At 74.5% G+C, this 25,972-nt stretch carries 23 protein-coding genes; 10 read left to right on the plus strand and 13 right to left on the minus strand.

From position 1 onward, the window contains the following. Position 1: 1 nt before the first annotated feature. From C593_RS0116770 to C593_RS0116785, 4 genes are all read right to left on the minus strand, one after another. On the minus strand, positions 2-1,048 hold the full coding sequence (locus tag C593_RS0116770) for a substrate-binding domain-containing protein (RefSeq protein ID WP_018848458.1): 1,047 nt from the start codon (positions 1,046-1,048) through the stop codon (positions 2-4). Between the two features lie 91 nt (positions 1,049-1,139). Next, complete coding sequence (locus C593_RS0116775; RefSeq protein WP_018848459.1) at positions 1,140-2,174, minus strand: ABC transporter permease; 1,035 nt, start codon at positions 2,172-2,174, stop codon at positions 1,140-1,142. Next, complete coding sequence (locus C593_RS0116780; RefSeq protein WP_026277771.1) at positions 2,171-3,697, minus strand: sugar ABC transporter ATP-binding protein; 1,527 nt, start codon at positions 3,695-3,697, stop codon at positions 2,171-2,173. Before C593_RS0116780 ends, C593_RS0116775 begins: the two co-directional genes overlap by 4 nt. Before the next feature lie 368 nt (positions 3,698-4,065). Continuing rightward, positions 4,066-5,247, minus strand: coding sequence for an ROK family transcriptional regulator (locus C593_RS0116785; RefSeq protein WP_018848461.1), 1,182 nt, complete (start codon positions 5,245-5,247; stop codon positions 4,066-4,068). A gap of 349 nt (positions 5,248-5,596) precedes the next feature. Between C593_RS0116785 and C593_RS0116790 the strand changes: the two genes are divergently transcribed. Next, the gene (locus C593_RS0116790; RefSeq protein ID WP_018848462.1) at positions 5,597-6,481 is read left to right on the plus strand and encodes an AraC family transcriptional regulator; all 885 of its coding nucleotides are present in this window, start codon (positions 5,597-5,599) and stop codon (positions 6,479-6,481) included. Positions 6,482-6,502: 21 nt separating this feature from the next. Here the strand turns inward: C593_RS0116790 and C593_RS0116795 are convergent, their stop codons facing one another. Continuing rightward, positions 6,503-6,973, minus strand: a complete 471-nt coding sequence (locus C593_RS0116795) for an NUDIX domain-containing protein (protein ID WP_020610328.1) — start codon at positions 6,971-6,973, stop codon at positions 6,503-6,505. A 121-nt stretch (positions 6,974-7,094) separates the two neighbouring features. After that, a complete protein-coding gene (locus tag C593_RS0116800; RefSeq protein ID WP_018848464.1) occupies positions 7,095-8,042 on the minus strand; it encodes a beta-ketoacyl-ACP synthase III in 948 nt (315 codons plus the stop codon). A gap of 254 nt (positions 8,043-8,296) precedes the next feature. Between C593_RS0116800 and fdhD the strand changes: the two genes are divergently transcribed. Then, entirely contained in the window at positions 8,297-9,136 is an 840-nt protein-coding gene (fdhD, locus tag C593_RS0116805; RefSeq protein WP_026277772.1) for a formate dehydrogenase accessory sulfurtransferase FdhD, read from the plus strand. A gap of 90 nt (positions 9,137-9,226) precedes the next feature. Here fdhD and C593_RS0116810 read toward each other — a convergent pair whose 3' ends face one another. Then, positions 9,227-9,631, minus strand: a complete 405-nt coding sequence (locus C593_RS0116810; RefSeq protein WP_018848466.1) for a (2Fe-2S) ferredoxin domain-containing protein — start codon at positions 9,629-9,631, stop codon at positions 9,227-9,229. Between the two features lie 12 nt (positions 9,632-9,643). Then, positions 9,644-10,819 (minus strand): bile acid:sodium symporter family protein, encoded by a 1,176-nt coding sequence (locus C593_RS0116815; RefSeq protein WP_018848467.1) that lies wholly within the window; start codon positions 10,817-10,819, stop codon positions 9,644-9,646. Positions 10,820-10,926: 107 nt separating this feature from the next. On the opposite strand from C593_RS0116815, the gene C593_RS0116820 reads away from it, so the two are divergent. The 3 genes from C593_RS0116820 (at position 10,927) to C593_RS0116830 (ending at position 14,860) form a co-directional block, all read left to right on the plus strand. Beyond that, positions 10,927-11,784 (plus strand): LysR substrate-binding domain-containing protein, encoded by an 858-nt coding sequence (locus C593_RS0116820; RefSeq protein WP_018848468.1) that lies wholly within the window; start codon positions 10,927-10,929, stop codon positions 11,782-11,784. A gap of 310 nt (positions 11,785-12,094) precedes the next feature. Beyond that, a complete protein-coding gene (locus C593_RS0116825; protein WP_018848469.1) occupies positions 12,095-13,894 on the plus strand; it encodes a long-chain fatty acid--CoA ligase in 1,800 nt (599 codons plus the stop codon). 132 nt (positions 13,895-14,026) lie between these two features. Continuing rightward, a complete protein-coding gene (locus C593_RS0116830; RefSeq protein ID WP_018848470.1) occupies positions 14,027-14,860 on the plus strand; it encodes an aldo/keto reductase in 834 nt (277 codons plus the stop codon). Positions 14,861-14,967: 107 nt separating this feature from the next. On the opposite strand, the gene C593_RS0116835 is transcribed toward C593_RS0116830, so the two are convergent. Both C593_RS0116835 and C593_RS0116840 read right to left on the minus strand, forming a co-directional pair. Then, on the minus strand, positions 14,968-15,270 hold the full coding sequence (locus C593_RS0116835; RefSeq protein ID WP_018848471.1) for a 4a-hydroxytetrahydrobiopterin dehydratase: 303 nt from the start codon (positions 15,268-15,270) through the stop codon (positions 14,968-14,970). A 158-nt stretch (positions 15,271-15,428) separates the two neighbouring features. Then, positions 15,429-16,970: an ATP-dependent DNA ligase gene (locus C593_RS0116840; protein ID WP_018848472.1), complete on the minus strand. Its 1,542-nt coding sequence runs from the start codon at positions 16,968-16,970 to the stop codon at positions 15,429-15,431. A gap of 195 nt (positions 16,971-17,165) precedes the next feature. Between C593_RS0116840 and C593_RS0116845 the strand changes: the two genes are divergently transcribed. From C593_RS0116845 to C593_RS0116855, 3 genes are all read left to right on the plus strand, one after another. Then, the gene (locus tag C593_RS0116845) at positions 17,166-18,227 is read left to right on the plus strand and encodes a phosphatidylinositol-specific phospholipase C domain-containing protein (protein ID WP_018848473.1); all 1,062 of its coding nucleotides are present in this window, start codon (positions 17,166-17,168) and stop codon (positions 18,225-18,227) included. A gap of 462 nt (positions 18,228-18,689) precedes the next feature. Next, on the plus strand, positions 18,690-19,121 hold the full coding sequence (locus C593_RS0116850) for an SsgA family sporulation/cell division regulator (RefSeq protein ID WP_018848474.1): 432 nt from the start codon (positions 18,690-18,692) through the stop codon (positions 19,119-19,121). 65 nt (positions 19,122-19,186) lie between these two features. Further along, positions 19,187-20,011, plus strand: a complete 825-nt coding sequence (locus C593_RS0116855) for a helix-turn-helix transcriptional regulator (protein ID WP_026277773.1) — start codon at positions 19,187-19,189, stop codon at positions 20,009-20,011. On the opposite strand, the gene C593_RS0116860 is transcribed toward C593_RS0116855, so the two are convergent. Continuing rightward, positions 20,001-20,426 carry a hypothetical protein gene (locus C593_RS0116860; RefSeq protein ID WP_018848476.1) on the minus strand — a complete coding sequence of 142 codons (426 nt, stop codon included), beginning with the start codon at positions 20,424-20,426 and terminating at the stop codon, positions 20,001-20,003. The genes C593_RS0116855 and C593_RS0116860 overlap by 11 nt on opposite strands. Positions 20,427-20,634: 208 nt before the next feature. Continuing rightward, a complete protein-coding gene (locus C593_RS0116865; RefSeq protein ID WP_018848477.1) occupies positions 20,635-22,758 on the minus strand; it encodes a phage holin family protein in 2,124 nt (707 codons plus the stop codon). Between the two features lie 260 nt (positions 22,759-23,018). Here C593_RS0116865 and C593_RS0116870 point away from each other — a divergent pair, with 260 nt between their 5' ends. Continuing rightward, positions 23,019-23,801, plus strand: a complete 783-nt coding sequence (locus tag C593_RS0116870) for an MBL fold metallo-hydrolase (protein ID WP_018848478.1) — start codon at positions 23,019-23,021, stop codon at positions 23,799-23,801. Next, positions 23,798-24,454: a VTT domain-containing protein gene (locus C593_RS0116875; protein WP_018848479.1), complete on the plus strand. Its 657-nt coding sequence runs from the start codon at positions 23,798-23,800 to the stop codon at positions 24,452-24,454. The genes C593_RS0116870 and C593_RS0116875 overlap by 4 nt, the downstream gene beginning before the upstream one ends. Before the next feature lie 138 nt (positions 24,455-24,592). On the opposite strand, the gene C593_RS0116880 is transcribed toward C593_RS0116875, so the two are convergent. Next, positions 24,593-25,861 carry an aminotransferase class I/II-fold pyridoxal phosphate-dependent enzyme gene (locus tag C593_RS0116880; protein WP_018848480.1) on the minus strand — a complete coding sequence of 423 codons (1,269 nt, stop codon included), beginning with the start codon at positions 25,859-25,861 and terminating at the stop codon, positions 24,593-24,595. Between the last annotated feature and the right edge of the window lie 111 nt (positions 25,862-25,972).

The raw sequence follows: 25,972 nt of genomic DNA on the forward strand, positions 1-25,972 counted from the left end.
GTCAGTTGAAGCCGGTGGGCAGGTACTCGTCGACGTTGTCCTTGGTGACGACGGCCGAGTAGAGGGTCAGCGAGGCGGGGATCTCCAGCTCGGCGAGCCCGCCCACCCCCTTGCCCTGGCCCAGCGCGCGGGCGAGGTCGACAGCGGAGGCGGCCATGGTCGGCGGGTAGAGGACGGTCGCCTTGAGCACGCTGTCGTCGGCCTTGATGGCGTCCATCGCGGACTTGGCGCCCGCGCCGCCAACCATCAGGAAGTCGTCCCGTCCGGCCTGCGCGATGGCGCGCAGCGCGCCGACGCCCTGGTCGTCGTCGTGGTTCCAGAGCGCGTCGAACGAGGACTGGGCCTGGAGGAGCTGCGCCATCTTGGCCTGGCCGGACTCCACGGTGAAGTCGGCGGCCTGGCGGGCGACCTTGCGGATGTTGGGGTAGTTCTTGAGCGCGTCGTCGAAGCCCTTGGTGCGCTGCTTGGTGAGTTCGAGGTTGTCCAGCCCGGCGAGTTCGACGACGGTGGCGCCGGGCTTGTCCTTGAGCCGCTCGCCGATGAAGTTGCCCGCGTTGAGGCCCATGCCGTAGTTGTCGCCGCCGATCCAGCAGCGGTAGGCCTGCGGCGAGGCGAAGATCCGGTCGAGGTTGACCACGGGGATGCCGGCGCGCATGGCCTGGAGCCCCACCTGGGTGAGCGCCTTGCCGTCGGCGGGCAGGATGACGAGGACGTCGACCTTCTTGTTGATCAGGGTCTGGACCTGGCCGATCTGGGCCGCGGTGTCGTTGGACCCTTCGGTGATCTCCAGGGTCACGTCCTGGTACTTCCCGGCCCGGGCCTTGGCGTTCTGGTTGATGGCGTTGAGCCAGCCGTGGTCCGCCTGCGGGCCGGCGAAGCCGATGGTGACGGCCTTGCCGGGCTTGTCGGCGACGGGCGCGTTGCCCGGCGCCTTCTCCTCGCTCTTGGCGGGCTCGTTGCTGGTGCAGGCCGTGAGCAGGGCGCCGGCGGAGACGGCCGCGGTCCCGAAGAGCAGTCCTCTGCGGCTGGGTGCGGGGATGTGTGGCATGGCGGGTCAACCCTTCGACAGGTGCGGGCGGGCAGTGCGGACGGGACTGGAGGGGGACGGGCGGGGGCGGACGTGGGGACGGCGCGGCGGGTCAGCCCTCGCCGCCGCGCAGGGTGCGGCGCTGGACGAGGACGGCGGCGACGATGATCGCGCCCTTGGCGATCTGCTGCACCGCGGTCTCCAGGTTGTTGAGGGCGAAGATGTTGGTGACCGTCGTGAAGACGAGGACGCCCAGGACGGAGCCGATGATGGTGCCCCGGCCGCCGCTGAGCAGGGTGCCGCCGATGATGGCCGCGGCGATGGCGTCCAGCTCGTAGAGGTTGCCGTTGGTGTTCTGGCCCGACCCGGCGAGGACGATGAGCATGAACGCGGCAATGCCGCAGCAGAGTCCGGAGAGCAGGTAGAGACAGAGGCGCTGGCGGCGGACGTCGATACCGGCCAGGCGCGCGGCCTCGGCGTTGCCGCCGACGGCGACGGTGCGGCGGCCGAAGGTGGTGCGGTTGAGCACCAGCCAGCCGACGCCGGTGACGGCGGCGAAGACCAGGACCAGCGGCGGGATGCCGAGGATGTAGGCGTCCCTGACCCCGAGGTCGAGGACCGGCTCCACGGTGACGATCTGGGTGTTGCCGTCGGTGATCTGGAGCGCGAGCCCGCGCGCCGAGGCGAGCATGGCGAGGGTGGCGATGAACGGCACCATCCCGCCGTAGGCGATGAGCAGGCCGTTGACCAGGCCGCAGCCGATGCCGACGATCACCGCGGTGAAGAGGATGCCCGCGAAGCCGTACTCCTGGGTGGCCACGGTGGTCGCCCACACCGAGGCGAGGGCGACGATGGCGCCGACGGAGAGGTCGATGCCGCCACTGGTGATCACGAAGGTCATGCCGACGGTGACCACGCCGATGACGGACGCCTGGGTGAGGACGAGCTGGAGGTTGCTGGTCGCCAGGAACTCGTCGGGCTTGGTGACGCCACCGACGGCGATCAGCACGGCGAGGACGCCCAGCAGGGAGAGGTTGCGCACGTCCGAGCGGAAGCCGAGCGCGGGTCGGGGGCTGCTCTTGCCCGGCGCGGCCGGGGCGGGTGCGGCCGGCGGGTCCTTCTGCGCCGGGGTGGCGGGCTGCGTCATGCCGTCGGGCTTCCTTCCATCACGAGGTCGAGTACGCGGTGTTCGTCGAGCTCCCGGGCGTCGTCCGCGGTGTGCACCACGCTGCCTTCGCGCAGCACCAACACCCGGTCGGCCAGGCCGAGGACTTCGGGCACCTCGCTGGAGACGAGGAGGACGGCGAGCCCTTCGTCGGCCAGCCCGCGGATCACGGCGTACAGCTCGGCGCGGGCGCCGACGTCCACCCCTCGGGTGGGCTCGTCGAGGAGCAGCACCTTGCAGCCGCGCAGCAGCCAGCGGGCGAGGACCGCCTTCTGCTGGTTGCCGCCGGAGAGGGTGCGGACGGGGGCGTCGGGGTTGTCGGGGCGCAGGGACAGCTCGCGGACCGCCTGGTGGGCCGCGGCACGTTCGCGCCGCTGGTCGAGCCAGCCGCCGCGGGCGAAGCGGGCCAGGGTGGAGACGGTGACGTTGCGGGTCACGGACTCCAGCATCAGCAGGCCCTGGGCCTTGCGTTCCTCGGGGGCGAGCCCGATCCCGGCGCGCACGGCGGCGCGGACACTGCCGGGCCGCAGGGGGCTGCCGTCCACGAGGACGCGCCCGGCGTCGGCCCTGCGGGCGCCGTACACGGTCTCCAGGATCTCGCTCCGCCCGGAGCCGACGAGTCCGGCGAGCCCGACGATCTCGCCGGGGCGCAGTTCCAGGTCGACGGGCGCGAACTCGCCCTCCCGGGTGAGCCCCTCGACCCGCAGCACGGGCTCCCGGCCGCCTGCCGCACCGGCCGGGGGCCGGTCAGGGAAGACGTACTCGACGTTGCGGCCGGTCATCAGGGCGACGACCTCGCGGGTCGGGGTGGATTCGGCGGGCAGTCCCCCGGCGACCGCGCGGCCGTCCTTGAGGACGGTGACCCGGTCGCCGATCCGGCGAATCTCCTCCAGGCGGTGGGAGATGTAGACGACGGCGACGCCGTCGTCGGTCAGGTCGCCCACGATCCGGAAGAGGTTGTCGACCTCGTCTGGGTCGAGGGCGGCGGAGGGCTCGTCCATGACGATCAGGCGGACCTCGTGGGAGAGGGCGCGGGCCATGGAGACGATCTGCTGCTGGGCGGCGGAGAGGTCGACGACCAGCCGGGCGGGGTCGATCTCGCTGTGGCCGAGACGTTTCAGCAGCGCGGCGGCCGACTCCCGGGCCGCCCGGCCGCGGACGACGAAGCCGGCGGCGACGGGTTCATGGCCGAGGAAGACGTTCTCGGCGACGGACAGGCCCTCCACCAGGTCGAGTTCCTGGTAGATGGTCGCGATGCCGAGCCGCATGGCGGCGATCGGGGAACCGAGGGAGACCGTCTCGCCGCGCCAGGTGATCTCACCGCCGTCGGGCTGGTGCGCCCCGGCGAGGACCTTGATCAGGGTGGACTTGCCGGCGCCGTTCTGGCCGAGGAGGCAGTGGACTTCACCGGCCCGGACCTCCAGGTCCACGCCGTCCAGGGCACGGACGCCCGGGAACGACTTGGTGATGCCGGACATGGTGAGCAGGGGTGGTTCTGGTGCCATGACGAATCCCCTCGGCGGGTGCGGGGTGTACGAGGGTGTGCCCGGGGCGCCTCCGGCGGTGCGCCGGAGGCGTGCGGGACGGTGGTGCCGTGGTGCGCGGGACGGTGGTGCGCGGGACGGTGGTGCGGTGGTGCGCCCGGCGTGCGCGGTGCACTCGGCGTGCGGGTGGCGTGCGGGCGCGCGTCGGTTACGGGCCGTGCCGGCGCGCGATGCGGGTACGGGTGCGGTGATGCGTGTGCGGGGCCGTACGGACCGTGCGGGTGGTGCGCGTGGTGCCGGTACCGGTGGTGCGGGTGGTGCTCTCCCGGCCCGGGCCCGGGCCGGTGGATCAGAGGGATCGGGGGGATCAGGGGCAGCTCGCCTGATGCTCAGGCAGGCGAGAACAGGTGGTCGCTGATCAGGCGGGACGCGCCGATGACTCCGGCCGTCGGGCCCAACTCCCCCAGGACGATGGGGAGATTGCCCGTGGCCAGCGGCAGCGAGCGCCGGTAGACCTGGGTGCGGACGCTCGCCAGCAGGGTGTGCCCGAGCCCGGTGACCCCGCCGCCGATCACGACCAGTCCCGGGTTGAAGAAGCTCACCAGCCCGGCGATCACCTGGCCGACACGGTTGCCTCCCTCCCGGATCAGGTCGAGCGAGGCGGCGTCCCCGGCGGCCGCGGCCGCGGACACGTCCGCCGCCGTCAGCACCCCGGCCGCCTCCAGCCGGGCCGCCAGTTCGGCCGACCGGCCCCCGCGCGCCGCGTCCTCCGCATCACGGGCCAGCGCGGCCCCGCTGAAGTGGGCCTCCAGGCAGCCCCGGTTGCCGCAGGCGCAGCGCCGGCCGTCCGGGTCGACCTGGATGTGCCCGATGTCCCCGGCGCTGCCCGTCGTCCCCCGGTGGACCTCTCCGGAGACGACGATGCCGCAGCCGATGCCCGTGCCGATCTTGACGCAGAGGAAGTCGCCCACCGAGCGTGCGACGCCCGCGTGCTGCTCCCCCAGCGCCATCAGGTTCACGTCGTTGTCGACCATCACGGGGCAGCCCAGTTCCTGGCTGAGCGCCTCGCGTACCGGGAAGCCGTCCCAGCCCGGCATGATCGGCGGCGCGACCGGCACGCCTTCGGGGAACCGGACCGGGCCCGGCACTCCGATGCCCGCGCCGTCGAACCCCTCGGCGAGCCCGGAGTCCTTGAGTTTCGCGGCCATCGCGAGGACCTGCTCGAAGACCGCGACCGGGCCCTCACGCACGTCCATCGGCTGGTTGAGGTGCCCCAGGACCTCCAGTTCGGCGTTGGTCACGGCCACGTCCACGGAGGTCGCGCCGATGTCCACGCCGAGGAAGCGCAGGGCAGGGGCGAGCCGGATGTTGTGGGAGCGGCGGCCGCCGCGCGAGGCGGCGAGCCCGTCGGCGACCACGAGCCCGGTCTCCAGCAGCCGGTCCACCTCGACCGCGAGCTTGGAACGGGACAGATCCACCAGGTCCCCGAGCTGCGCCCGGGAGTTGGGGCCGCCGTCGCGCAGCAGCCGGAGCAGCCGCGCCTGGTGCGCGTTCGCGGGTCGAGCTGTCATGCGTCTCACGTACCCCTCCCCTCCCCTGCGGTCCGTTCCGCGGCCCCGGGGTCCCGGTGCCGTGTCGGCCGGGGTCGGTCCGGTGGAACAGGCCCTCGCCCGCCGGCCTGCGGCCTTCGGCGTGGGGAACCCCGGCCTCGTCCGTCGCTTTCGCAGGGGAACCTAGCAGCGCTTTGCCGGGCGGGGAAGAACTTGCGCAGAGTTCCGGCGCTACTTTTTCCACACTCGGGACAAAGGATGGTGGGGCGACCCGGCGGGCGCGGCGGAGCCGACCGGAGCGGGCAGGGACGGTCGGGTCCTCAGGGCCCGCCCCTCCCTAGCGTGGCGGACACAAGGAAAGGAGACCGGAGTGCTGGACCGGCTGAACGACGCCATGGAGATCGTCGAGCGGGACCTCGCGGAACCCGGGGGCACCGTCGACGTGGCCGGACTGGCGCGGGTCACGCTCACGTCGGAGTACCACTTCCGGCGGCTGTTCTCGGCACTGGCGGGCATGCCCCTCTCCGCGTACGTGCGGCGCCGCCGGCTCACGCTGGCGGCTGCCGAGGTGCTGGAGGGCCGGCGGGGCCTGCTGGAGATCGCCGTGCGGTACGGCTACGGCTCCCACGAGGCGTTCGCCCGGGCGTTCCGCGCGATGCACGGCGTCGGACCGGCCGAGGCGCGCCGGGTGGGCGCGTCGCTGACCACCCAGTCCCGGTTGTCCTTCCGTCTCGTCGTCGAAGGGAGCAGCAGTATGCGGTACCGCGTCGTGGAGAAGGACGCGTTCTCGGTGGTGGGCAAGGTGGCCCGGGTGCCCCTGGTGCACGAGGGGATGAACCCGGCGATCGTCTCGTTCGTCCGGGGCCTGCCGAAGGAGACCGTCCGGCGGATCGAGGCACTGTCGGACCAGGAGCCGCGCGGGACGGTGAACATCAGCGTGAACCTGGACGAGAGCCGCGCCGAGGGAACGGAGCTCGACTACTGGCTCGGGGCGGTGACGGGCACCGAGGCCCCGGCGGACCTGGACCGGCTGCCGGTGCGGGCGGGCACCTGGGCGGTCTTCTCGGGCTCGGGCCCGTTCCCGGAGACCGTGCAGCACCTGTGGCGGGACGTGTTCACGCAGTGGTTCCCGTCCAACCCGTACCGCAGCCGGCCGGGGCCGGAGATGCTCGCGGCCCGCCTCTCGGACGACGGAACGGAGGCGGAGGCCGAGCTGTGGATCCCGGTGGAACGGGACCCCGCCCGGACCGGCTGACCCGCGGGGCCCGGCCCCGGCTCACTCGCCCAGCAGCCGGGCCAGCCGGTCCAGGAACTCCCGCTGCCCGGCGACCAGCCGGGGCCGGGCCGCCGCCGGGGTCAGCCACTCGGCCCGGTCGATCTCCGGGAACTCCCGCCGGACGCCGGAGCCGGGCGGCCACTCCATGGTGAAGGTCCCGGGCACCACCAGCGAGGTGTCCAGGTCGCCCTCCACCGCCCAGACCACGACGCGCTTGCCGTTCGCCTGCCGGATCTCGCCCAGCGGGGACCAGTCCCCGGCGGGCGGCTGCAGCCCGAGTTCCTCCTCGAACTCCCGCCGCGCGGCCGCCGCGGGCTCCTCGTCCTCGGCGTACTCGCCCTTGGGGATCGACCAGGCCGCCTCGTCCCGGGAGGCCCAGAGCGGACCGCCCATGTGCCCGATCAGCACCTCCCGGGCGCCGTCGCCCCGGCGGCGGTGGAGCAGGAGCCCGGCGCTTCGCTTCGTCGTCATGGCCACCAGTGTGGCCGCGTCCGCCGGCCCCGTCAGGACGGCACGGCGGGGCGCGCGGGGGCGGGCGGGGGCGCCGGAAGGGGACGCGGCGGGGGGCGTCAGGGGACGCGGCGGGGGCGTGTCAGGGGCAGCGGATGACCTGTCCCGCGTACGAGAGGTTCCCGCCGAAGCCGAAGAGGAGCACCGGGTCGCCCGAGGAGATCTCGCCGCGTTCGACCAGCTTGGAGAGGGCCATCGGGATGGACGCGGCGGAGGTGTTGCCGGACTCCACGACGTCCCGGGCGACGACCGCGTTCACCGCGCCGATCCGCCGGGCCACCGGCTCGATGATCCGCAGGTTGGCCTGGTGGAGCACGACGGCCGCCAGGTCCTCGGGGGTGAGCCCGGCCCGCGCACACACCTCCCGGGCGATCGGCGGGAGCTGCGTGGTGGCCCACCGGTAGACGGACTGGCCCTCCTGGGCGAAGCGCGGCGGGGTGCCCTCGATGCGCACGGCGTTCCCCATCTCGGGCACCGAACCCCACAGCACGGGCCCGATCCCGGCCTCCTGGCCCTCCTCGACGGCCTCGACCACAGCCGCCCCGGCGCCGTCGCCGACCAGGACGCAGGTGGTGCGGTCGCTCCAGTCGGCGATGTCGCCCATCTTGTCCGCCCCGATGACCAGCGCACGGCGCGCGGCCCCGGCGCGCAGGGTGTGGTCGGCGGTGGCCAGGGCGTGGGTGAACCCGGCGCAGACGACGTTGAGGTCCAGCACGGCCGGGGAGCCCATGCCGAGCCGGGCGGCGACCCGGGCCGCCATGTTGGGCGAGCGGTGCTCGGCGGTGGAGGTGGCGACGAGGACCAGGTCGATGTCGGCCGGGGTGAGGCCCGCGGAGGCGAGGGCCTTGGCCGCCGCGTGCGCGGCCAGCTCGTCCACCGGCTCGTCGGGACCGCCGAGATGGCGGGTCACGATGCCCACGCGGCTGCGGATCCACTCGTCGCTGGTGTCGACCAGGCCCGCCAGGTCGTCGTTGGTGAGCACCTTGGACGGCTGGTAGTGGCCGACGGCGACGACGCGGGAGCCGGTCATGGTGGTTCTCCTCGGTACTGCGGGTGACATGCCAGGAACCAAACAGTCTTGGCTGCTACCACCGGGTACGGGGACAGGTGATCCCACAGCTTCGCGGCGCGCCTTTTGGAGGCTTCCCCTCCGCCCCCTGTGCCGCACCGGTCCCGGACGCGCCGGTCCCGGACGCGCCGGAGCCGCACTCGCCGGCCCCTCGCGTGCCGGACAATGGCGGAACCGCCTGCACCGCCCCCGTTTCAGAATCGGATGTGATCACCATGGGCCGGGTCACCGAGCGCCGCCGTACCGTCCGGATCCGGGGCGGAGCCGTGAACACCCGGCCGGACACCCTGGTCGCGGAGGAACCGCTGGAGATCCGCCTCAACGGAAAGCCGCTGGCCATCACCATGCGGACGCCGGGCGACGACTTCGCGCTGGCGGCCGGGTTCCTGGTGAGCGAGGGCGTGCTCGGCTCGGCCGCCGACCTGACGTCGATCGTGTACTGCGCGGGGGCGCGGGCGGACGGCTCGAACACGTACAACGTGGTCGACGTGTCCCTCGCCCCGGGCGTCCCCGTCCCGGACATCACCCTGGAACGGAACGTCTACACGACGTCCTCCTGCGGGCTGTGCGGCAAGGCGAGCCTGGACGCGGTACGCACCACGGCCCGTTTCCCGATCGCCGACGAGCCGCCGCTGCGGGTGACGCCCGGGCTGCTGTCCGTGCTGCCCGACCGGCTGCGCGCGGCCCAGGAGGTCTTCGACCGCACGGGCGGTCTGCACGCCGCCGCCCTGTTCTCCCCGGACGGCGAACTGCTGGACGTCCGGGAGGACGTGGGCCGGCACAACGCGGTCGACAAGCTGGTCGGCCGGGCCCTCCAGGACGACCGGCTGCCCCTGTCGCGGTCGATCCTGCTGGTCTCCGGCCGGGCCTCGTTCGAGCTGGCCCAGAAGGCGGTGATGGCGGGCATCCCGGTGCTCGCGGCGGTCTCGGCACCGTCCTCCCTGGCGGTCGACCTCGCGGCGGAGACGGGGCTGACCCTGGTGGGCTTCCTGCGCGGGGCGGACATGAACGTGTACGCGGGGGCGGAGCGGATCGCGCTGGACGCGGCGGTCTGAGGCGCGCCCGCGAACGCGGCCGGGCACGGGAACGACCCGGCACGGCCCGGCGCGGGAGCGGCCCGGCACGGCCCGGCGTAGGAGCAGCACTCAGCGCATACGGCGGCGGGCGTCCGAGGGCGGCGCGATCATCTGGAGGGTGAGCGTGGCGGGTGGTTCGGCGAGTCCCGGGCCGCCGGCCTCGGCCCAGTCGATCACGTCGCCGGTGGCGTCGTCGTCGAGGGCCCAGCCGATCCACGCGGCCCGGGCGCCGCGCCGGCGCCCTTCGGCGGACGGCTGCACGACGATGACATTGGCCTGGCCGCAGGGCCCGAGGCAGTCGGTGGTGCGGACGGCGAACCGCCCGTCCGACCCCTCGGCCGCCCGCCGCAGCCGGGCGAGCTGACCCGCGTGGTCGGTACCGGGGTGCTTGCGGGCGTCACCGCAGCAGCAGCCCCGGCAGACGACCAGGGTGCAGGGGCGGGGGCCGAAGGGGCGTATCGCGAGCGTCGTCACCCGGTGATCCTTTCAGCCGGACGGCCCCCGCGGGAGGAGGCGTTCGTCACGGGGCCGCCCACGGGGCGGCGGGGGCAGGGTCGAGCGCGCGGGCGGCTCAGGCCCCACACCCTCGGCGGCGACCGCGGAGACCCGAACCGCCAGGTCCGGGGGCGCGGCCCGGCCCACCGGCGCGGGCCCGGCCGGAGAAGCCGGCTCCCCCGGCTCCGCCGCCCGGCGGCGGGCGATGACCGCGCAGACCATCAGCTGCATCTGGTGGAACAGCATCAGCGGCAGCACCGCCAGGCTCGCCTCCGCCCCGAACAACACCGCCGCCATCGGCAGCCCCGCCGCGAGGCTCTTCTTCGACCCGGCGAACTGGATGACGATCCGGTCGGCCCGCCCGAAGCCCAGCCGCTTCGCGCCGTACCAGGTCAGGGCCAGCATCAGCGCCAGCAGCAGAGCCTCGGCACCCAGCAGCCCGGCCAGCCGCGACGGGGTGACCTGCCCCCAGACCCCGGCCGTGACGCCCTCGCCGAAGGCCGTGTAGACGACCAGCAGGATCGACGCCCGGTCGACGAGGCCGAGCGCCCGGCGGTGCCGGGTGAGGAAGCCCGTCACCAGCGGGCGCAGCAACTGGCCCGCGAGGAACGGCACCAGGAGCTGGAGGACGATCCGCAGCAGCCCGTCCGCCGCGAGTCCGCCCACCGCGCCGCCCAGCAGCAGAGCCGCGAGCAACGGCGTGAGGACGATGCCCGCGAGGCTGGAGAAGGAGCCGGCGCAGATCGCGGCGGGGACGTTGCCCCGGGCCATCGAGGTGAAGGCGATCGAGGACTGGATCGTGGACGGGACCAGGCACAGGAAGAGGAGCCCGTTCGCCAGCTCCGGGGTGAGGAGGGGCGAGCCGAGTCCCCGGGCAACGAGGCCCAGCAGCGGGAAGACCAGGAAGGTGGCGGCGAGCACGGTCAGATGGAGTCGCCAGTGGCGCAGCCCGTCCAGGGTCTCGCGGGTGGGGAGCCGTGCGCCGTAGAGGAAGAACAGCAGCGCGACGGCCCCGGTCGCGACCCCGCCCAGCGCCTCGGCCGCCCCGCCCGACGCGGGCAGCAGGGCGGCCAGGCCCACGGTGGCCAGCAGGGCCAGGACGTAGGGATCGACGGGGACACGGAGTCGGAGGCGGAGGGGCGGACGGCTGCGGGGGCGGCGGTTCATGGGCTCATGATCCGCCCCGGCCTGACGATCGGGAATCCCGCACGCCCGTCTCACTGTCATCACGTTTCGCGATGACCCCCGCCCCGTGCCGCCGTAGGCTCGGGACCGTGTACGACCCCACCCAGCTGCGGACCTTCCTCGCCGTGGCGCAGACGCTGAGCTTCACCCAGGCCGCGCGCCGGCTCGGGGTGCGCCAGTCGACGGTGAGCCAGCACGTCCGCCGGCTGGAGGAGGCGACCGGCCGCCCCCTGTTCACCCGGGACACCCACAGCGTCGAACTGACCGACGACGGCGAGGCGATGCTGGGTTTCGCCCGGACCATCCTCCAGGCCCACGAGCGCGCCTCGGCCTGGTTCGGCGGTACACGGCTGCGCGGCCGGCTGCGCTTCGGCGCCTCGGAGGACTTCGTGCTCACCCGGCTGCCGGAGATCCTGGAGGCCTTCCGCCGTGAGCACCCGGAAGTGGACCTGGAGCTGACGGTGGAGCTGTCGGGGACGCTGCACCGGAGGCTGGAGGCGGGGCGGCTGGACCTGGTGCTCGCCAAGCGGGGGCCGGGCGCGAGCCACGGGGAGCTGGTGTGGCGGGACCGGATGGTGTGGATCGCGGCGGAGGGTGTGCGCCTGCCGCCCGCCGACCGGCCGGTCCCCCTGATCCTCTTCCCGCCGCCCGCGGTCACCCGCGCCCGCGCGCTCGACGTCCTGGAGCGGGAGGGCCGCCCGTGGCGGATCGCCTGCACCAGCGGCAGCCTCAGCGGCCTGGTCGCCGCCGCCCGCGCCGGGCTGGGGGTGATGGCGCACACGCGCGGGCTGATCCCGCCGGGGCTCACCGAGCTGCCGGACCGGGCGGGGCTGCCGGAGCTGGGGACGGTGGACTTCGTCCTGCTGCACGGGCGGCGCCGGCCGGCCGCGCAGGAGGCCGCCGACGCCCTGGCCCGGGCGCTGCTGGCGGCGGGTGACCTGAAATGACCGCTCGGACGCGACTCGGCCACGGACCGGGCCCCCGCCTGGTCCGGACCGGCGCCCCTACCGGGTAGAGCGAAGGTGACCGCCCGGTACAGATTCGGTGCAGATTCGGGCCGACTGTACTTACCCTGGGGTCAGTTTTCCCCTCAACCGTGCTTCCCCGTCATGTGGTCACCTCCTTTGACCAGTGCCGATGCCGTTCGTCCACTCTTCGCACGTCCCCTCCCGCACAGGCGGGCGGTGGGGTACCGTCACCGGCGCTGTGCGGAGCGCCACAAGGAGCAGGCCATTGCGCGAGTTCACTGTCCCACCCATGGCCGCGGCGCCTCAGGTCGGCGGTCTGGCGGATTCGGTCTTCGATCATGCCCTCGACGACCCGGACCGGGTGGTGCTCGGCCGCAAGGACGCGTCCGGCGTCTGGCGGGACGTGACCTCCGCGCAGTTCCGCGACGAGGTGCTCGCCCTGGCCAAGGGGCTCCTGGCGCACGGCGTCCGGTTCGGCGACCGGGTCGCCCTGATGAGCCGGACCCGCTACGAGTGGACCCTGTTCGACTTCGCGCTCTGGACGGTCGGCGCCCAGCCGGTCCCGGTCTACCCGACCTCCTCGGCCGAGCAGGTCTACTGGATGCTCCACGACGCCGAGGTCACCGCCTGCATGGTGGAGCACGAGGACCACGCGATGACGATCGGCTCGGTGATCGACCGCCTCCCGAGGCTGAAGCGCCTCTGGCAGCTCGACGCGGACGCGGTCACCGAACTCGCCGCGGCGGGTGCCCAGATCGAGGACGAGGTGGTCCACCGGCACCGCCGGGCGGTCACCCCCGACTCCGTCGCCACGGTCATCTACACCTCGGGCACCACGGGCCGCCCCAAGGGATGTGTGCTCACCCACTCCAACTTCATGTTCGAGGCCGACACCATGTCCACCCGCTGGGAGCCGGTCTTCCGGTCCCGGCCGGGCGACGAGGCGTCGACCCTGCTCTTCCTGCCCCTCTCGCACGTCTTCGGGCGGATGGTCCAGGTCGCCGCGATCCGGAGCCGGGTCAAGCTGGGCCACCAGCCGGCCCTCCAGGCGTCCGCACTGCTGCCCGACCTCGCCGCGTTCCGGCCGACGTTCGTCCTCGCGGTCCCGTACATCTTCGAGAAGGTCTTCCACGTGGCCCGCCGCAAGGCCGAGTCCGAGGGGCGCGCGGGCCCGTTCGACAAGGCGGTCGAGGTGGCGGTGCGGTACGCGGAGGCGCTGGAGCAGCGCGCGTTCGGCGTCGGTCCGGGGCCGTCGGCGGGCCTGCGCGTCCAGCACCAGTTCTTCGAGAAGCTGGTGTACGCGAAGGTGCGGGAGGCGATGGGCGGCCGGGTGCGGCACGCGATGTCGGGCGGCTCGGCGATGTCCCGGCGGCTCGGCCTGTTCTTCGCGGGCGCGGGCGTCACCATCTTCGAGGGCTACGGACTGACCGAGTCCAGCGCGGCGGCCACCGCCAACCCGCCGGAACGCACCCGTTTCGGCACGGTCGGGCTACCGATCCCCGGCACCACGGTGCACATCGCGGAGGACGGCGAGGTGTGGCTGCACGGCGCGCACATCTTCTCCCACTACCTCAACGACCCGAAGTCCACCCAGGCCGTCCTGCACGACCAGTGGCTGGCCACCGGGGACCTCGGTTCCCTCGACGAGGACGGCTATCTGACGATCACCGGCCGCAAGAAGGAGATCCTGGTGACCTCCGGCGGCAAGAGCGTCTCGCCGGCCGGCCTGGAGGAGCGGGTGCGGGCGCACCCGCTGGTGGCCCAGTGCATCGTCGTCGGCAACGACCGCCCGTACATCGCGGCCCTGGTCACCGTCGACCAGGAGGCGGTGGACCACTGGCTGGGGCTCCAGGGCCGTGCCCCGCTCGCGCCGGCGGACCTGGTGCGCGACCCGGACCTGGAGACGGAGATCCGGCGGGCGGTCGTCGCGGCCAACACCCTGGTCTCGCAGGCGGAGTCGATCCGCACCTTCCGCATCCTCGCCCACCCGTTCAGCGAGGAGCACGGCCTGCTGACGCCCTCGCTGAAGCTGAAGCGCCGGGCGATCGAGAAGGCGTACGCGGTCGAGGTGGACGCGCTCTACAGCTGAGCGCCGGTCCGCGTGGTGCCCGGCATGAAGTGCTGACGTGCGGGAATGTGTGCCGCTGTGTGATCGTTGTGCCGTGGAGCAGCCCACCAGTCCGATGCGACCCATCGACGACGACGTAAGGATCGACCCCTCGTGAGCAAGGTCCCCTCCATCACCCTCAACAACGGTGTCGCCATGCCGCAGCTCGGCTTCGGCGTCTGGCAGGTCCCGGACGACGAGGCGACGCAGGCGGTGGCCACGGCCCTGGAGGCCGGGTACCGCAGCATCGACACCGCGGCCGTCTACGAGAACGAGAAGGGCACCGGCAGGGCCATCGCCGCCTCCGGCGTCCCCCGTGAGGAGCTGTTCGTCACCACCAAGCTGTGGAACAGCGACCAGGGGTACGACGCGACGCTGCGCGCCTTCGACGCCTCACTGGACAAGCTCGGCCTCGACCATGTCGACCTGTACCTGATCCACTGGCCGATGCCCGCCGCGGACACCTATGTGGACACCTACCGGGCGTTCGAGAAGATCCTTGCCGACGGGCGGGCCCGGGCGATCGGTGTCTCCAACTTCCTTCCGGAGCACCTGGAGCGCCTGATCGGCGAGACCTCGGTGGTGCCCGCGGTCAACCAGATCGAGCTGCACCCGCAGCTCCAGCAGGCCGAGTCCCGCGAGACGCACGTCAAGCACGGCATCGCCACCGAGGCGTGGTCGCCGCTGGGCCAGGGCAAGGGCCTGCTGGACGTGCCCACGGTGGTCGCGGTGGCCCGCAAGCACGGCCGCACCCCGGCGCAGGTCGTCCTGCGCTGGCACCTCCAGACGGGGAACGTGGTCATCCCCAAGTCCGTGACGCCGTCCCGGATCGCGGAGAACATCGACGTCTTCGGCTTCGAGCTGGACGCGGACGACCTCGCCGCCTTCGCGGCCCTGGACGAGGGCAAGCGCCTCGGCCCGGACCCGGCCCGGTTCGAGGTCGCCTGACCCTCCGCCCGCTCCGGCCCCGCCCGCCGGGGAGTCCCCCGGCGGGCGGGGCCGTCCGCGCGTTCCCGGCACCGGCGGTGGCCTGCGGTGAGGCTGGCCCGCGCGGCTCAGCTCGCGCCGTGCCCCGGGGCGATGTCCGCCACCCGCTTGGCGAGGGCGAAGTCCCGTTCGGTGAGGGCGTCGGCGTCGTGCGAGTGGACGGCGAAGCCGACCGAGTCGTAGCCCAGGGTCAGGTCGGAGTGGTGGTTCAGCTCCTCCTGGATCTGCGCGATGTGCACGACCAGGGCGGTCGCCGCGAAGTGCGACCCGAGACGGTAGGCGCGGGTCAGCCGCCCGTCCGTCACGGACCAGCCGGGAAGCTCCCTCAGCCGGTCCTCGATCTCCTTCTGCGACAGCGGTTCGGTGGGCATGACCGTGATCCTTCCGGACGGGCGGCAGCGGGCGACGGACGGGGACACCATAGGTCCGGTGCCCGCGGAACCGGGGGTTCCCACCGGGACACTCCGGGTGCGTTCCACCGGGTGGAACCGCCGGCCGGCGCCCCGCGTCCCGCCCGGCGCCCGGCCTCTCACCGCTCCGACGCGGCCAGCACCTGCCCGATCGTGTCGGCCTCGGCCGCGCTCTTGTCCGGGCGGTGACGGACCACCCGGGCGAAGCGCAGGGCGACGCCCGCCGGGTAGCGGGAGGAGCGCTGGAGGCCGTCGTAGGCGATCTCGACGACCAGCTCGGGCCGGACGGTGACGGTCCAGCCGTCGTCACCGACCGACAGCCCGCCCAGGTGGTCCGTCTGCCACCGCAGCATCTCGTCGGTGAGCCCCTTGAACGTCTTGCCCAGCATCACGAGGCCGCCGTCCTCGCCGCGCGCCGCGAGGTGGAGGTTCGACAGCAGCCCGGTACGCCGCCCGCTGCCCCGCTCGACCGCGATCACCACCAGGTCCAGGGTGTGCACGGGCTTCACCTTGAGCCAGGACCGGCCGCGCCGCCCCGCGCTGTAGGGGGCGTCGAGCGCCTTGACGACGACGCCCTCGTAGCCGGTGCTCAGGGCCCGGGTGAAGAACTCCTCGGCCTCGGCGACCTGTGCCGCCGCTCCCGGGTCGGTGACGGTCGTACGGCCCACCCGCATCGTCTCCGGCACCAGGCGGGCCAGCCGTTCGTGGCGTTCGCGGCCGGGCAGGTCGAGGAGTTCCTCGCCGCCGGCGGCGAGGACGTCGAAGTACACGGGCGCCACCGGCAGCGTCGCGCGGGCGGCGGCCACGTCGACACGCGAGCCGACCCGGGAGGCGATGTCCTGGAAGGGGACGGGCCGCCCCTCCGGGGAGAAGGCGATGACCTCGCCGTCCAGGATGAACCGGTCCCCCGCCAGTTCCCACGCGCCGTCGGCGACTTCGGGCAGCCGGTCGGTGATGTCGTCGAGGGAGCGGGTGTAGACGCGGACCGCGTCACCGTCGCGGTGGACCTGGACCCGGATGCCGTCGAGCTTCTGCTCCACCGCGCAGGGCTCCCCCAGCGTCTCGACGGCCTCGGTCACGGACCGGGCGGTGTGGGCCAGCATCGGCTGCACGGGGTTGCCGACCCGGAGCCGGAACAGGGCCAGGGCCTCGGGCCCGTCCGCGAGCAGGGCGCGGGCGACGCGCGGCAGGGAGCCGTCCAGCATCACGGCCCGCCGTACGTCGGCGGCGGGCGCGCCGGAGGCCCGGGCGGCGGCTTCGAGGGCGACGGCGTCCAGGGCACCCTGGCGCACCTCGCCGGTGAGCAGGCGGGCGAGGAAGCCCTGCTCCTCCTCGGTCGCGGCGGCCAGCAGGGCCCGGACGGCCTGCTTGCGGGCGGTCGCCGAGCCGGGTCCGGTGAGCGCGGCGAGGCTGGTGAGCGCGGCGTCGGTCTCGGTGACGGTGAGCCCGGGTTCGGCGGCGGGCGGCACGTCCTGGCGCAGCAGCTGCCGTCCGACGCCGATCCGGCCCTGGGGCACCCGGCCCGACAGGTAGGCGATGACGGTGGCCACGTCCTCGGGCCTGGCCTCGCGGAAGAGGTCCGCGAGGAGTTCGGTCTTGCGGGAGCGGGCGGAGGTGGCGGCGACCTCGCGGGACACGGCGGCGACGCGGGCGAGCAGCATGCGGCCATGGTGCCCCGGCCGTCCCGGTCGCGCAGCGCGGCACGCGGCGCCGCGGTGCGGGACAGGAGCAGGGCAGCCGTCCCCCGGCGGCCCCTCCCGGACACCGGACGGCCGGTCGCGCCCTCCCCAACGTTCACGCAACTCCCTTAATGTGCAGGCGACTTGACCACGTCGACCACTTCAGGGGACGCATCCATGGGGAAACTCGCCCGCGCCACGGCCGTGCTCGCCGCCTCCGCCGGACTGCTCGGCGCGGCCCTCGCACCGGCCGGGGCCGCGCCCGCCGCACCGGATCCGGGGGCCGCGCCGTACTCGGCGACCACCTCGGTCGGGGTGCACAACGCCTACGAGCGGGCCACCTTCCCCTACTTCGCGGACGCCCTGGACTCGGGCGCCGGGATGCTGGAGCTGGACGTCTGGACGAACGCCTTCGGCAGTTCGTGGCGCGTCTCGCACAGCAACCCGCTGGGCAACGCCAACAACTGCGTCGGGGCGGCGAACCCCGGGGAGCTGCGGACGAAGTCCCGCAACCGGGATCTGGCCGGCTGCCTCGCGGACATGCGCGTCTGGCACGACGCGAACCCGGGCCACCGGCCGGTCCTGGTGAAGATCGAGCTGAAGGACGGCTTCCTGGACACCTCCCGCCGGGGGCCGGACGAGCTGGACGCGCTGCTGCGGTCGCGGCTCGGCGACGCCCTGTTCCGGCCGGCCGATCTGCTGGGCGGCCACGGAGACCTGGACACGGCGGTACGGGCGGACGGCTGGCCGGCCCGCCCGGCGATGGCGGGCAAGTTCGTCGTCGAGCTGATCCCGGGCACTCTGGAGCAGGACAACCCCTTCGACACGCTGTGGACCGACCGGGAGTACGCGCAGCATCTGCGCGACCTGAAGGCGGCGGGCCGGATCGGCGAGGCGGGCGCGTTCCCGGCCGTGCTGAAGGCGGCGCCCGGTGATCCGCGCACCCGGTACGCGGACGCCTCGATCCGCCCCTGGTTCGTGGTCTTCGACGGGGACGCGGTCGCCTACACGGGCGGCACCGTGGACACCTCCTGGTACGCGCGGAACAACTACCTCGTCGTGATGACGGGCGCGCACTCCGTCGCCCCGGCGATCGACGCGCGGAACCCGACCGAGGCGCAGGCCGCCGACCGGGTGGCGCTGCTGGCGGACCGGCACGCGAGCGTGGTGTCCTCCGACTGGTCTCGGCTGCCCTCGGTGCTCTCCCTGGTCGTCCCGCGGGGCGCCGCCCAGCCGTAGCCGTACCCAAAGCCTCACCTTCTGTTAGGTGGGTCACATCCAGGGGGCCGCGTGTCCCACCATGCGGATCGATGATTTACCGTTCATATATCGCCCCGGCCGAAAACCCCCGTTCGGCCGGGGCTTCTCACTGCCCGGACCGGCCCCCGATGGCCGCGGAGCGGCCTCGAACGCGCGATCCCCCGGGAATCCCCGCCCGGCCCTTTCCGTATCCGAGCGGAATCCACACGAACAGGCGGCAGCACCCCACCCGGCGGACACGCACGGGCATCGGATCGCTACACGGTGAAATCCGTGGGCGCAAAGGTCTGGCCATTCGGCGCGGAGAGTTCGAAGGTGGGTGATGCAGGTCACACACGCCACTGGTGTAGCTCGCGTCCGGGTGAGCCCTGCCGTGACGTCGTCGTCGTGCAGAAGACGTGCAGAAGGAGCACCACCGCACCGCAGCAGGAGGAGCGAGCGATGTCACCCTCCATCGAGCGATCCGTCGAGCAGTCCGTCCTGGCCCGTCTCATCAGCGACGCGCCCCATCCCTCGGCGGTGCCGGTGGTCCTGCGCTACCACCGCGCCGACCCCCTCGCGGTCCGTCTGGTCTTCCCGCCCGAGGTCTGCCTCGACGACGCGGGCGTGACCTGGACCTTCGCCCGCAGCCTGCTCGACGCGGGGCTGCGCGCCCCGGCCGGCGACGGCGATGTGCACATCTGGCCCTGCGGACCGGCGCAGACGATGATCGAGCTGCGCTCACCGGAGGGGGTGGCGCTCCTCCAGTTCGGCACCGAGAGCCTGAGCCGCTTCCTCCTCCACTCCTACGCGGCCGTGCCCGCCGCCCAGGAGTGCACCGGCGTGGACGTCGAACGGGCGCTCGCGGCGCTGTTCGGCGAGGCGAAGGGCTGACCCGGCGAGCGCCGACCGGTCCCCGTCCGCGTCCACCGGCCCGGCGGCCGTACTACGGTCGCCCCATGACAACTGCCGTGCCCCGTACGGAGGTGGGCCCGCTGCTGCGCGGCTGGCGGGAGCGCCGCCGGGTCAGCCAGCTCGAACTGGCCCTGCGCGCCGACTCCTCCGCCCGCCACATCAGCTTCGTGGAGACCGGCCGCTCCCGCCCCAGCGAGGAGCTGCTCCTCAGACTCGCCGAACATCTCGACGTACCGGTGCGGGAGCGCAACGCCCTGCTGCTGGCGGCCGGTTACGCCCCGCGCTACGCCGAGACCCCGGTCGACGCGCCCGCCCTCGGCGCCCTGCGGGAGGGCATCGACCAGCTGCTGACGGGCTACGAGCCGTATCCGGCGCTGGTCGTGGACGGCACCTACACGGTCGTCGCCGCCAACCGGGGCATCACCATGATGCTCGACGAGGTACCCGCCCATCTCCTCGCGCCGCCCCTGAACGCGATGCGCCTCACCCTCCACCCCGAAGGGCTTGCCCCGCGCATCCGGAACCTGCGGGAGTGGCGGGGGCACCTGCTGGAGCAGATGGAACGCCAGATCGCCCTCTCCCGCTCGGCCGCGCTCCGCGCGCTCTACGAGGAGGTCGCCGCCTACCCGCTGCCCGCGACGGCGGAAGGGGCACATGAGCGCGGCGAGGAGGACTCCCCGGACGAGCGGCCGTACCCGTACTTCGCGCTGCCGCTGCGGATCGAGCACGACGGCCGGGTCCTGTCCTTCGTCTCGTCCATCTCCACGTTCAACACCCCGCTGGACGTGACCGTCGCCGAGCTGGCCATCGAGACCTTCCTCCCGGCCGACCCGGAGACGGTCGCGTATCTGCGGACCCTCAGCGCCTGACCGCCTCGGCCGCCCGGTGGGCGGCGAAGAACGCGGCGGCGAAGGCGGCGGAGACCAGCGCCTGGGCGGGGATCCACACCGCGCCCGCGGTCGTCGGCTCCAGCCACAGCACCACGGCCGCCACGCTCAGCACGCTCCAGAGCAGATTGGCCTCCCCGGCCAGGCGCACCGGCAGCGCGGGCGGTTCCGCGCGGGAGGCGAGCAGGCCCAGGGCGGCCCCGTAGACGGTGAGGAAGAGCCCGAGCCCGAACAGCAGCCCGGCGTCCACGCCGAGAAGCCGCCCGACCGGTCCGGGCAGCACGGCGCAGACGAGGCCGCCCGCGACGGTGACGACCGCGTCGAGGGCAAGGACGCGGCGCAGCGCGGTGAAGGGCTCGGTGGTGCGGGAGAGACCGGCGAGCAGGGCCTGGGACATGGCGGATCGACCTCCGGCGGGAGTGGCCGGACGGCGTCCGGCGGTGGTGTGGGCCCGGGGACCGGACGGAGTGCGCCGCCCGGTTCCCGGTGCCCCTCAGCCTGCCGGGCACGGCGGCGCGGGTCGATGACGTCCGGGGTAATGCCGCCGCCCGCCCCGGCACACGAGCGCGCCCGTTCCGCGCGTACCGCCGCCCGCCCCGGTCGGGTCAGGCGGGCGGGCCGGGGACGGGTCCGCCCGCGGGCCGGGCCCGGTCCGGCGCGCCGATCGGGACCTGCGGCCCCTGCCCCTCCCGCAGCCAGCGCCGCAGCACCCGGTGCACCTGCTCCGCGCCCACGAGGTCGCGACCCGGCTCGGTCGGCGGCGAGAGCTCGAACGGGGAGAGCAGGAAGGCCCGCCCCTGCTCCCCGCCGAGCCCGCCGTGGGACCCGATCTGCTCCTCGAAGGCGTGCACCACTCCCGTGCGCGGGTCGTGCATCGAGTTCACCATCACATCGGCGACGTGCTCGAAGCCGTCGGTGCGGCGCACCGCGTCCGCCGCACCGGGTCCGAAGGCGGCCAGCGGGCCGCCGTCGCCGTCCTTCAGATCGGCCAGCGGCACGCACGCGCCGTCCGCCGCGAGGACCACCGCGCCGTGCTCCTCGTCGCGGACCAGCAGGAAGCCGATGCCGGGGTGGCCGGCGAGGGTGGGCAGCAGGGCCGGGTGGCGGCGGTCGATCTCCTGCCGGCTCATCCGGTGCGGCACGTCCGGGAAGGAGATCAGGGCGAGGTTCCCGGAGGCCAGCACGATCGGCTCGGACCCGCTGTCCGGGACGACCTCCTCGCCGTCCTCCCCGACCTCCCGGTGCAGGGCGGTGCGCAGCGCGTCCCGGGCCGCGTCCCGGGCCTCCGCGCCGCTGCGGGAGCGCCGGGCGCTGCGCGGCACGGGCAGCCCGCAGCCGGCCCGGACCAGATCACGCAGGGTCAGCCCGTAGGCGGCGGCGAAGGTGGTCCCGGGGCTCTGCCCGTGGTCGGACAGGAGCACGATCCGGTACGGGCGGGGCGCGTGGTCGGCGACCTTGGCGAGCAGGGCCAGGGACCGGTCCAGGCGTGCCAGCACGGCCTGCGCGTCCCGGCTGTGCGGGCCGGAGTGGTGGGCCACCTCGTCGTAGGCGACCAGGTCGGCGTAGACGGCCGCCCGGCCGGCGAGCATGTCCCCGATGACGGCGGCGACCACCACGTCCCGCTCGACGACGGTCGCGAAGGCCCGGATGAACGGGTAGAGCCCGCCCCGGCCCACCCGGGGCCGGTCACCGCGCACCCGGGCGCGCACCGACTGGCCGATCTCGCGGCACACCTCGGCGGCGAACGACCCGGCGGTGCGCACCGCGTTGGCCGGGTCCGAGAAGTAGGCGAAGTAGCCGGCCCGGGAGCGGTGGCCCGGGCCGCGACGGGCGGCGACGGAGAGGACCAGGGCGAGCTGGTCGGCACCGCCGCTGAAGAGGTTGCCCCGGCTGGCGCCGTCGAGGGTCAGCAGTCCGCCGTCGGCGGTGCGCGCGACGGCCCTGCGCTGGAGTTCGGCCGCGCTCGCCGGGCGGTTGCTGACCACGATCCGGCGGGTGTCCTTCTCGTACCAGCGGAAGGCGGGCACGTCGTGGTTGGTGCCGTGCAGGATGCCGAGCTGGCTCGCGCCGGTCTGGCTGGACCAGTCCGTGCGCCACGGGGTGAGCCGGTGCGTGTCGCCCAGCCAGCTCGCGACGGTCGGCATCACCCCGCTCCCGGCCGCGTCGCGCAGCACCTCGTGGCCGACACCGTCGAGCTGGACGAAGACCGTGCCGGGCGTGGTGACGCGTGCCCCGTCGGGTCCCCGGCCCCGGCCGCGCCGGCGGCGCTCCGCGAGCCGGGACAGGCGCCGCCGGTAGGCGTCGTCGTCGCGCACGGCCAGTGCGGTGGAGGTGGCGGAGGCGACGGCGGACATCACGGCGGCGACCACGACGGCGGTCTCGGGGTTGGCCGTGCCGCGCCCGTCGGGGATCAGCCACAGGGCGATCAGCAGCAGCGAGCCGTTGAGGAAGAACACCAGCAGCCCGAGGACGAGGGCGGGCACGAGCAGCAGGGCGCGGACGATTACCGGCCAGACCAGGGCCCCCAGGAGGCCGAAGGCGCCCGCGCCCCAGGCCGCGGTGAGCGCGGTCCGGGTGATGGACTCGCCGTCGCCGGACTGGAGCCGGAAGTCGGGCAGCGCTCCGGCGAGGACCAGCATGGTCAGCGTGGACACCGCCCACACGACGACCACCCGCAGGACCGCGCTCCCCGCGGTGCGCCACCGCCACCGCCACGGCCGTTCGGCCACGCGCGTTCACCTCACCCATCCGGAACCCCTCCGACCAGGCACCCAGCCTGTCACAGCGGCCGGGCGGGGACCGGGGGCCCCGGGCCCGGTCCCCCGTGCGGGTGGCGCCGCGCCCGCACCTGCACTCGGCGGCCAACTACCCTCGGACGCGTACGGCGGGGCGGGGCGGGCAGTCTCCGGCCAAGAGGCGGGCGGGGCGGCCCCGGGCCGAGGGGCGGGCCCGGGGCCGCCCCGCCCGACGACGGCGAGGAGGTCGCACGGTGCCGGTGGAAGTCACCTGGTGGGGTCATGCCACCTGCACGGTCGAGGACTCGGGGGTGCGGGTGCTCACCGACCCGCTCCTGGTGCGGCGCCTCGCGCATCTGCGCCGCCGCCGGGGCGATCTGCCGCCGCCGGAGGCGACGGTCGCGGACGCGGTCCTCGTCTCGCATCTGCACTCGGACCATCTGCACCTGCCGTCCCTGGCCCGGCTCGCGCCCGGGACCCGGCTGGTCGTGCCGCACGGCGCGCTGCGCGCGGTCCGGGGGCTACGGAGGGTGGCCGCGGCCGGCGCTCTCGCGGTGACCGAGGTCGTGCCGGGGGACGAGGTGCGCGTGGACGGCCTGCGTGTACGGGCGGTGACCGCCGCCCACGACGGGCGCCGCGTCCCCGTCGGCCCGCACCGCTCGCCCGCGCTGGGCTATGTGATCAGCGGCGAGGCCGACACCTACTTCGCGGGCGACACCGGGCTGTTCGACCAGATGGCCGAGGAGGTCGGCCCGGTCGACGTGGCGCTGCTGCCGGTCGGCGGCTGGGGCCCGTACCTCGGCCACGGGCATCTGGACGCGGGCCGGGCGGCGCAGGCGCTCGCCGCGCTGTCGCCGCGGGCCGCGGTGCCGGTGCACTACGGCACGTACTGGCCCATCGGGATGGACGCGATCCGGCCGCACGAATTCCACGCGCCGGGCGACGAGTTCGTGCGCAAGGCCGCGCTGCTCGCGCCGAAGGTGACCGTGCACCGGCTCGGCCACGGCGAGCGCGTCAGACCGGAGGCGGACCGGTGATCGCGGAACTCTCCGATCTGGTCGGCCGGTGGGGCGAGGCGGCGGCCGCTCAACTGCCCCCGGAGTCGACTCAGCAGGCGGTCGGCTACCCGTCCCTGTTCCTTCTGGTGTCCCTGGGCGCGCTGGTGCCGGTGGTGCCCACGGGGGCGGTGGTCAGCTCGGCCGCGGTGGTGGCCTTCCACCAGACCGCGCCGCTGGCGCTTCTCTTCGTCTTCCTCGTCTCCTCGCTGGCCGCGTTCGCGGGCGATGTGGTGCTGTACTGGCTCGGCAGCCGGGGCGTGCGTTCGAAGAACGGTTCCCGCTGGCTGGAGACCCTGCGGTCCCGCGCCGCGCCGGACCACCTCGACCATGCGCAGCGGAAGCTGTCGGAGCACGGGGTGACCGTGCTGGTCCTCTCCCGCCTGGTCCCGGCCGGCCGCATCCCGGTCATGCTGGCGTGCCTGCTGGCCCGGATGCGCCTGCGCGACTTCGTCCGCGGCGACGCGCCCGCGTGCCTGGCCTGGGCGGCCGCCTACGCGCTCATCGGCATCCTGGGCGGCTCGCTGTTCCCCGAACCCTGGCAGGGCGTGGTCGCGGCGGTCGCTCTGACCATCCTGGTCAGCGCCGCCCCCACGGTCTGGCGCCGCGTCCGCCGCCCACGCCACACGGGGTGACGGGGCCGGGCCGCGCGGGGTGACGGGGCCGGTCCGCGGCCCCGGGACGGCGGGCACCTGGTCCGGCGCGGTGCGCCCCCGGGCGCGGAGCCGGTCGCCCGGACCGGGCGCGGCGGGCCCGGCCGCGCGGGCGGGCGGTCAGCGCTCCGGGAACGGCGGGTGACCCTCCGGCGGCCCGGACCCCGCCGCGTCGCCCAGCTCGCGGAGGACACCCGCCAGCCGCCCCAGCGCCGCGTCCACGTGCGGGAGGCGGAGGACGTCCGGAGCGGTCAGGGCCGCGTGCTGTTCGTCCGGGGTGCTGCCCAGCAGCGGGCCGGTCGACAACCGGACGCGCAGCGCGCCGAGTTCGTCGCCGAAGCGGTGGCCGCCGGGGGCTGAGGTGCCGAGGAGGCCGCCGAGGTGGTCCTCCAGTTCCATGGAGTCCCCCACGCCCCGCTCCGCGAGCTCGGCGCGCAGCGGGCCGAGGTCCGCGTACAGGTGCCGGCCGGCCTGGGGCGGGAGGGCGAGCGCCCCGGCGGCGAGGACGGCCCGGTGCACGGCGGCGGCCAGCCGGGCGTGCACCGCGACCGCCCGTACCGCCCGCTCGGCCACCGCCTCCGGCTCACCGAGGACGTATGCGGCGGCCGCGGCGAGCGGGGCCGGGACGACCGCGCCGAGCGCGGTGAGGAAGTCCAGCGTCCGGGCGCGCCGCGCGGCCGCGGCCGCCCCCTGCGGGAACCGGGCCACGGCGACGGGCCACGACTCGGGCGTCAGCGCGCCGACGAGATCGCTGATCACGGTCACGTCCCCGGGGCACATCTCGGCGGGGCTCAGCAGCACGGTCGCGGCCGGGGCGTGCAGGGTGTCCCGCCAGGTCTCGTCGCTGATGATGTGCAGTCCCTCGCCGACGGCCGCCTCGCAGGTCTCCCGCAGGGTCTCCGGCGGGGCGACGGTCGCGGTGGGGTCGTCGGCGACGGAGAGCAGCAGGATCCGCGGCCGCCCGCCCTCGGCCCGCACCCGGCGCACGGTCTCCAGCAGGGCGAACGGGTCCGGTACACCGCCGCACTCGGCCGGTGTGGGCACGTGGTACGCGGGCCCCCCCAGCAGCCGGGCCTGCGGCACCCACCACGCGGGGCACGGCCGGGGCACCAGCACATCGCCGTCGTACGCGCCCAGCAGCGCGAAGAGCAGCGGCTGTGCGCCGGAGGCGGCGACCACCTCGTCCGGGCTGCTGTGCAGTCCGCGTCGCGCCCAGTAGCCGCAGGCCGCCTCCCGCAGCGCCGCCCCGCCGCCCGGGGGCTCGCCCCGGACCACGCCCGCCGCCGAGGCGAGCACCGCCGCGCTCCCGTCGTCCACGGGCAGCCCGGTCGGCGGCACCGGCGGCCCGTACCGTACGGGCCCGCGCCCGGCGGGCTCCCTGCCCTGCATCCGCCACCTCCGTGACCCGCCCGACCGAGGCGCCGGGCGGGCTTCGGCGCCCGGCCCCCGAAGCCCTTTATACGGAGCTTCCCCGGTGATCGCCCGGGGGAGCGGGGCCGA

The organism is Streptomyces sp. CNT372 (assembly GCF_000377145.1).

Excerpts from the sequence above, each read along its gene's own strand:
- fdhD (WP_026277772.1), top strand. The coding sequence starts at position 8,297 with ATGGGCCGGGTCACCGAGCGCCGCCGTACCGTCCGGATCCGGGGCGGA.
- C593_RS0116780 (WP_026277771.1), bottom strand. The coding sequence starts at position 3,697 with ATGGCACCAGAACCACCCCTGCTCACCATGTCCGGCATCACCAAGTCG.
- C593_RS0116770 (WP_018848458.1), bottom strand. The coding sequence starts at position 1,048 with ATGCCACACATCCCCGCACCCAGCCGCAGAGGACTGCTCTTCGGGACC.
- C593_RS0116815 (WP_018848467.1), bottom strand. The coding sequence starts at position 10,819 with ATGAACCGCCGCCCCCGCAGCCGTCCGCCCCTCCGCCTCCGACTCCGT.
- C593_RS0116785 (WP_018848461.1), bottom strand. The coding sequence starts at position 5,247 with ATGACAGCTCGACCCGCGAACGCGCACCAGGCGCGGCTGCTCCGGCTG.
- C593_RS0116860 (WP_018848476.1), bottom strand. The coding sequence starts at position 20,426 with ATGTCCCAGGCCCTGCTCGCCGGTCTCTCCCGCACCACCGAGCCCTTC.
- C593_RS0116840 (WP_018848472.1), bottom strand. The coding sequence starts at position 16,970 with ATGCTGCTCGCCCGCGTCGCCGCCGTGTCCCGCGAGGTCGCCGCCACC.
- C593_RS0116845 (WP_018848473.1), top strand. The coding sequence starts at position 17,166 with ATGGGGAAACTCGCCCGCGCCACGGCCGTGCTCGCCGCCTCCGCCGGA.
- C593_RS0116835 (WP_018848471.1), bottom strand. The coding sequence starts at position 15,270 with ATGCCCACCGAACCGCTGTCGCAGAAGGAGATCGAGGACCGGCTGAGG.
- C593_RS0116825 (WP_018848469.1), top strand. The coding sequence starts at position 12,095 with ATGGCCGCGGCGCCTCAGGTCGGCGGTCTGGCGGATTCGGTCTTCGAT.
- C593_RS0116855 (WP_026277773.1), top strand. The coding sequence starts at position 19,187 with ATGACAACTGCCGTGCCCCGTACGGAGGTGGGCCCGCTGCTGCGCGGC.
- C593_RS0116850 (WP_018848474.1), top strand. The coding sequence starts at position 18,690 with ATGTCACCCTCCATCGAGCGATCCGTCGAGCAGTCCGTCCTGGCCCGT.
- C593_RS0116880 (WP_018848480.1), bottom strand. The coding sequence starts at position 25,861 with ATGCAGGGCAGGGAGCCCGCCGGGCGCGGGCCCGTACGGTACGGGCCG.
- C593_RS0116800 (WP_018848464.1), bottom strand. The coding sequence starts at position 8,042 with ATGACCGGCTCCCGCGTCGTCGCCGTCGGCCACTACCAGCCGTCCAAG.
- C593_RS0116775 (WP_018848459.1), bottom strand. The coding sequence starts at position 2,174 with ATGACGCAGCCCGCCACCCCGGCGCAGAAGGACCCGCCGGCCGCACCC.
- C593_RS0116795 (WP_020610328.1), bottom strand. The coding sequence starts at position 6,973 with ATGACGACGAAGCGAAGCGCCGGGCTCCTGCTCCACCGCCGCCGGGGC.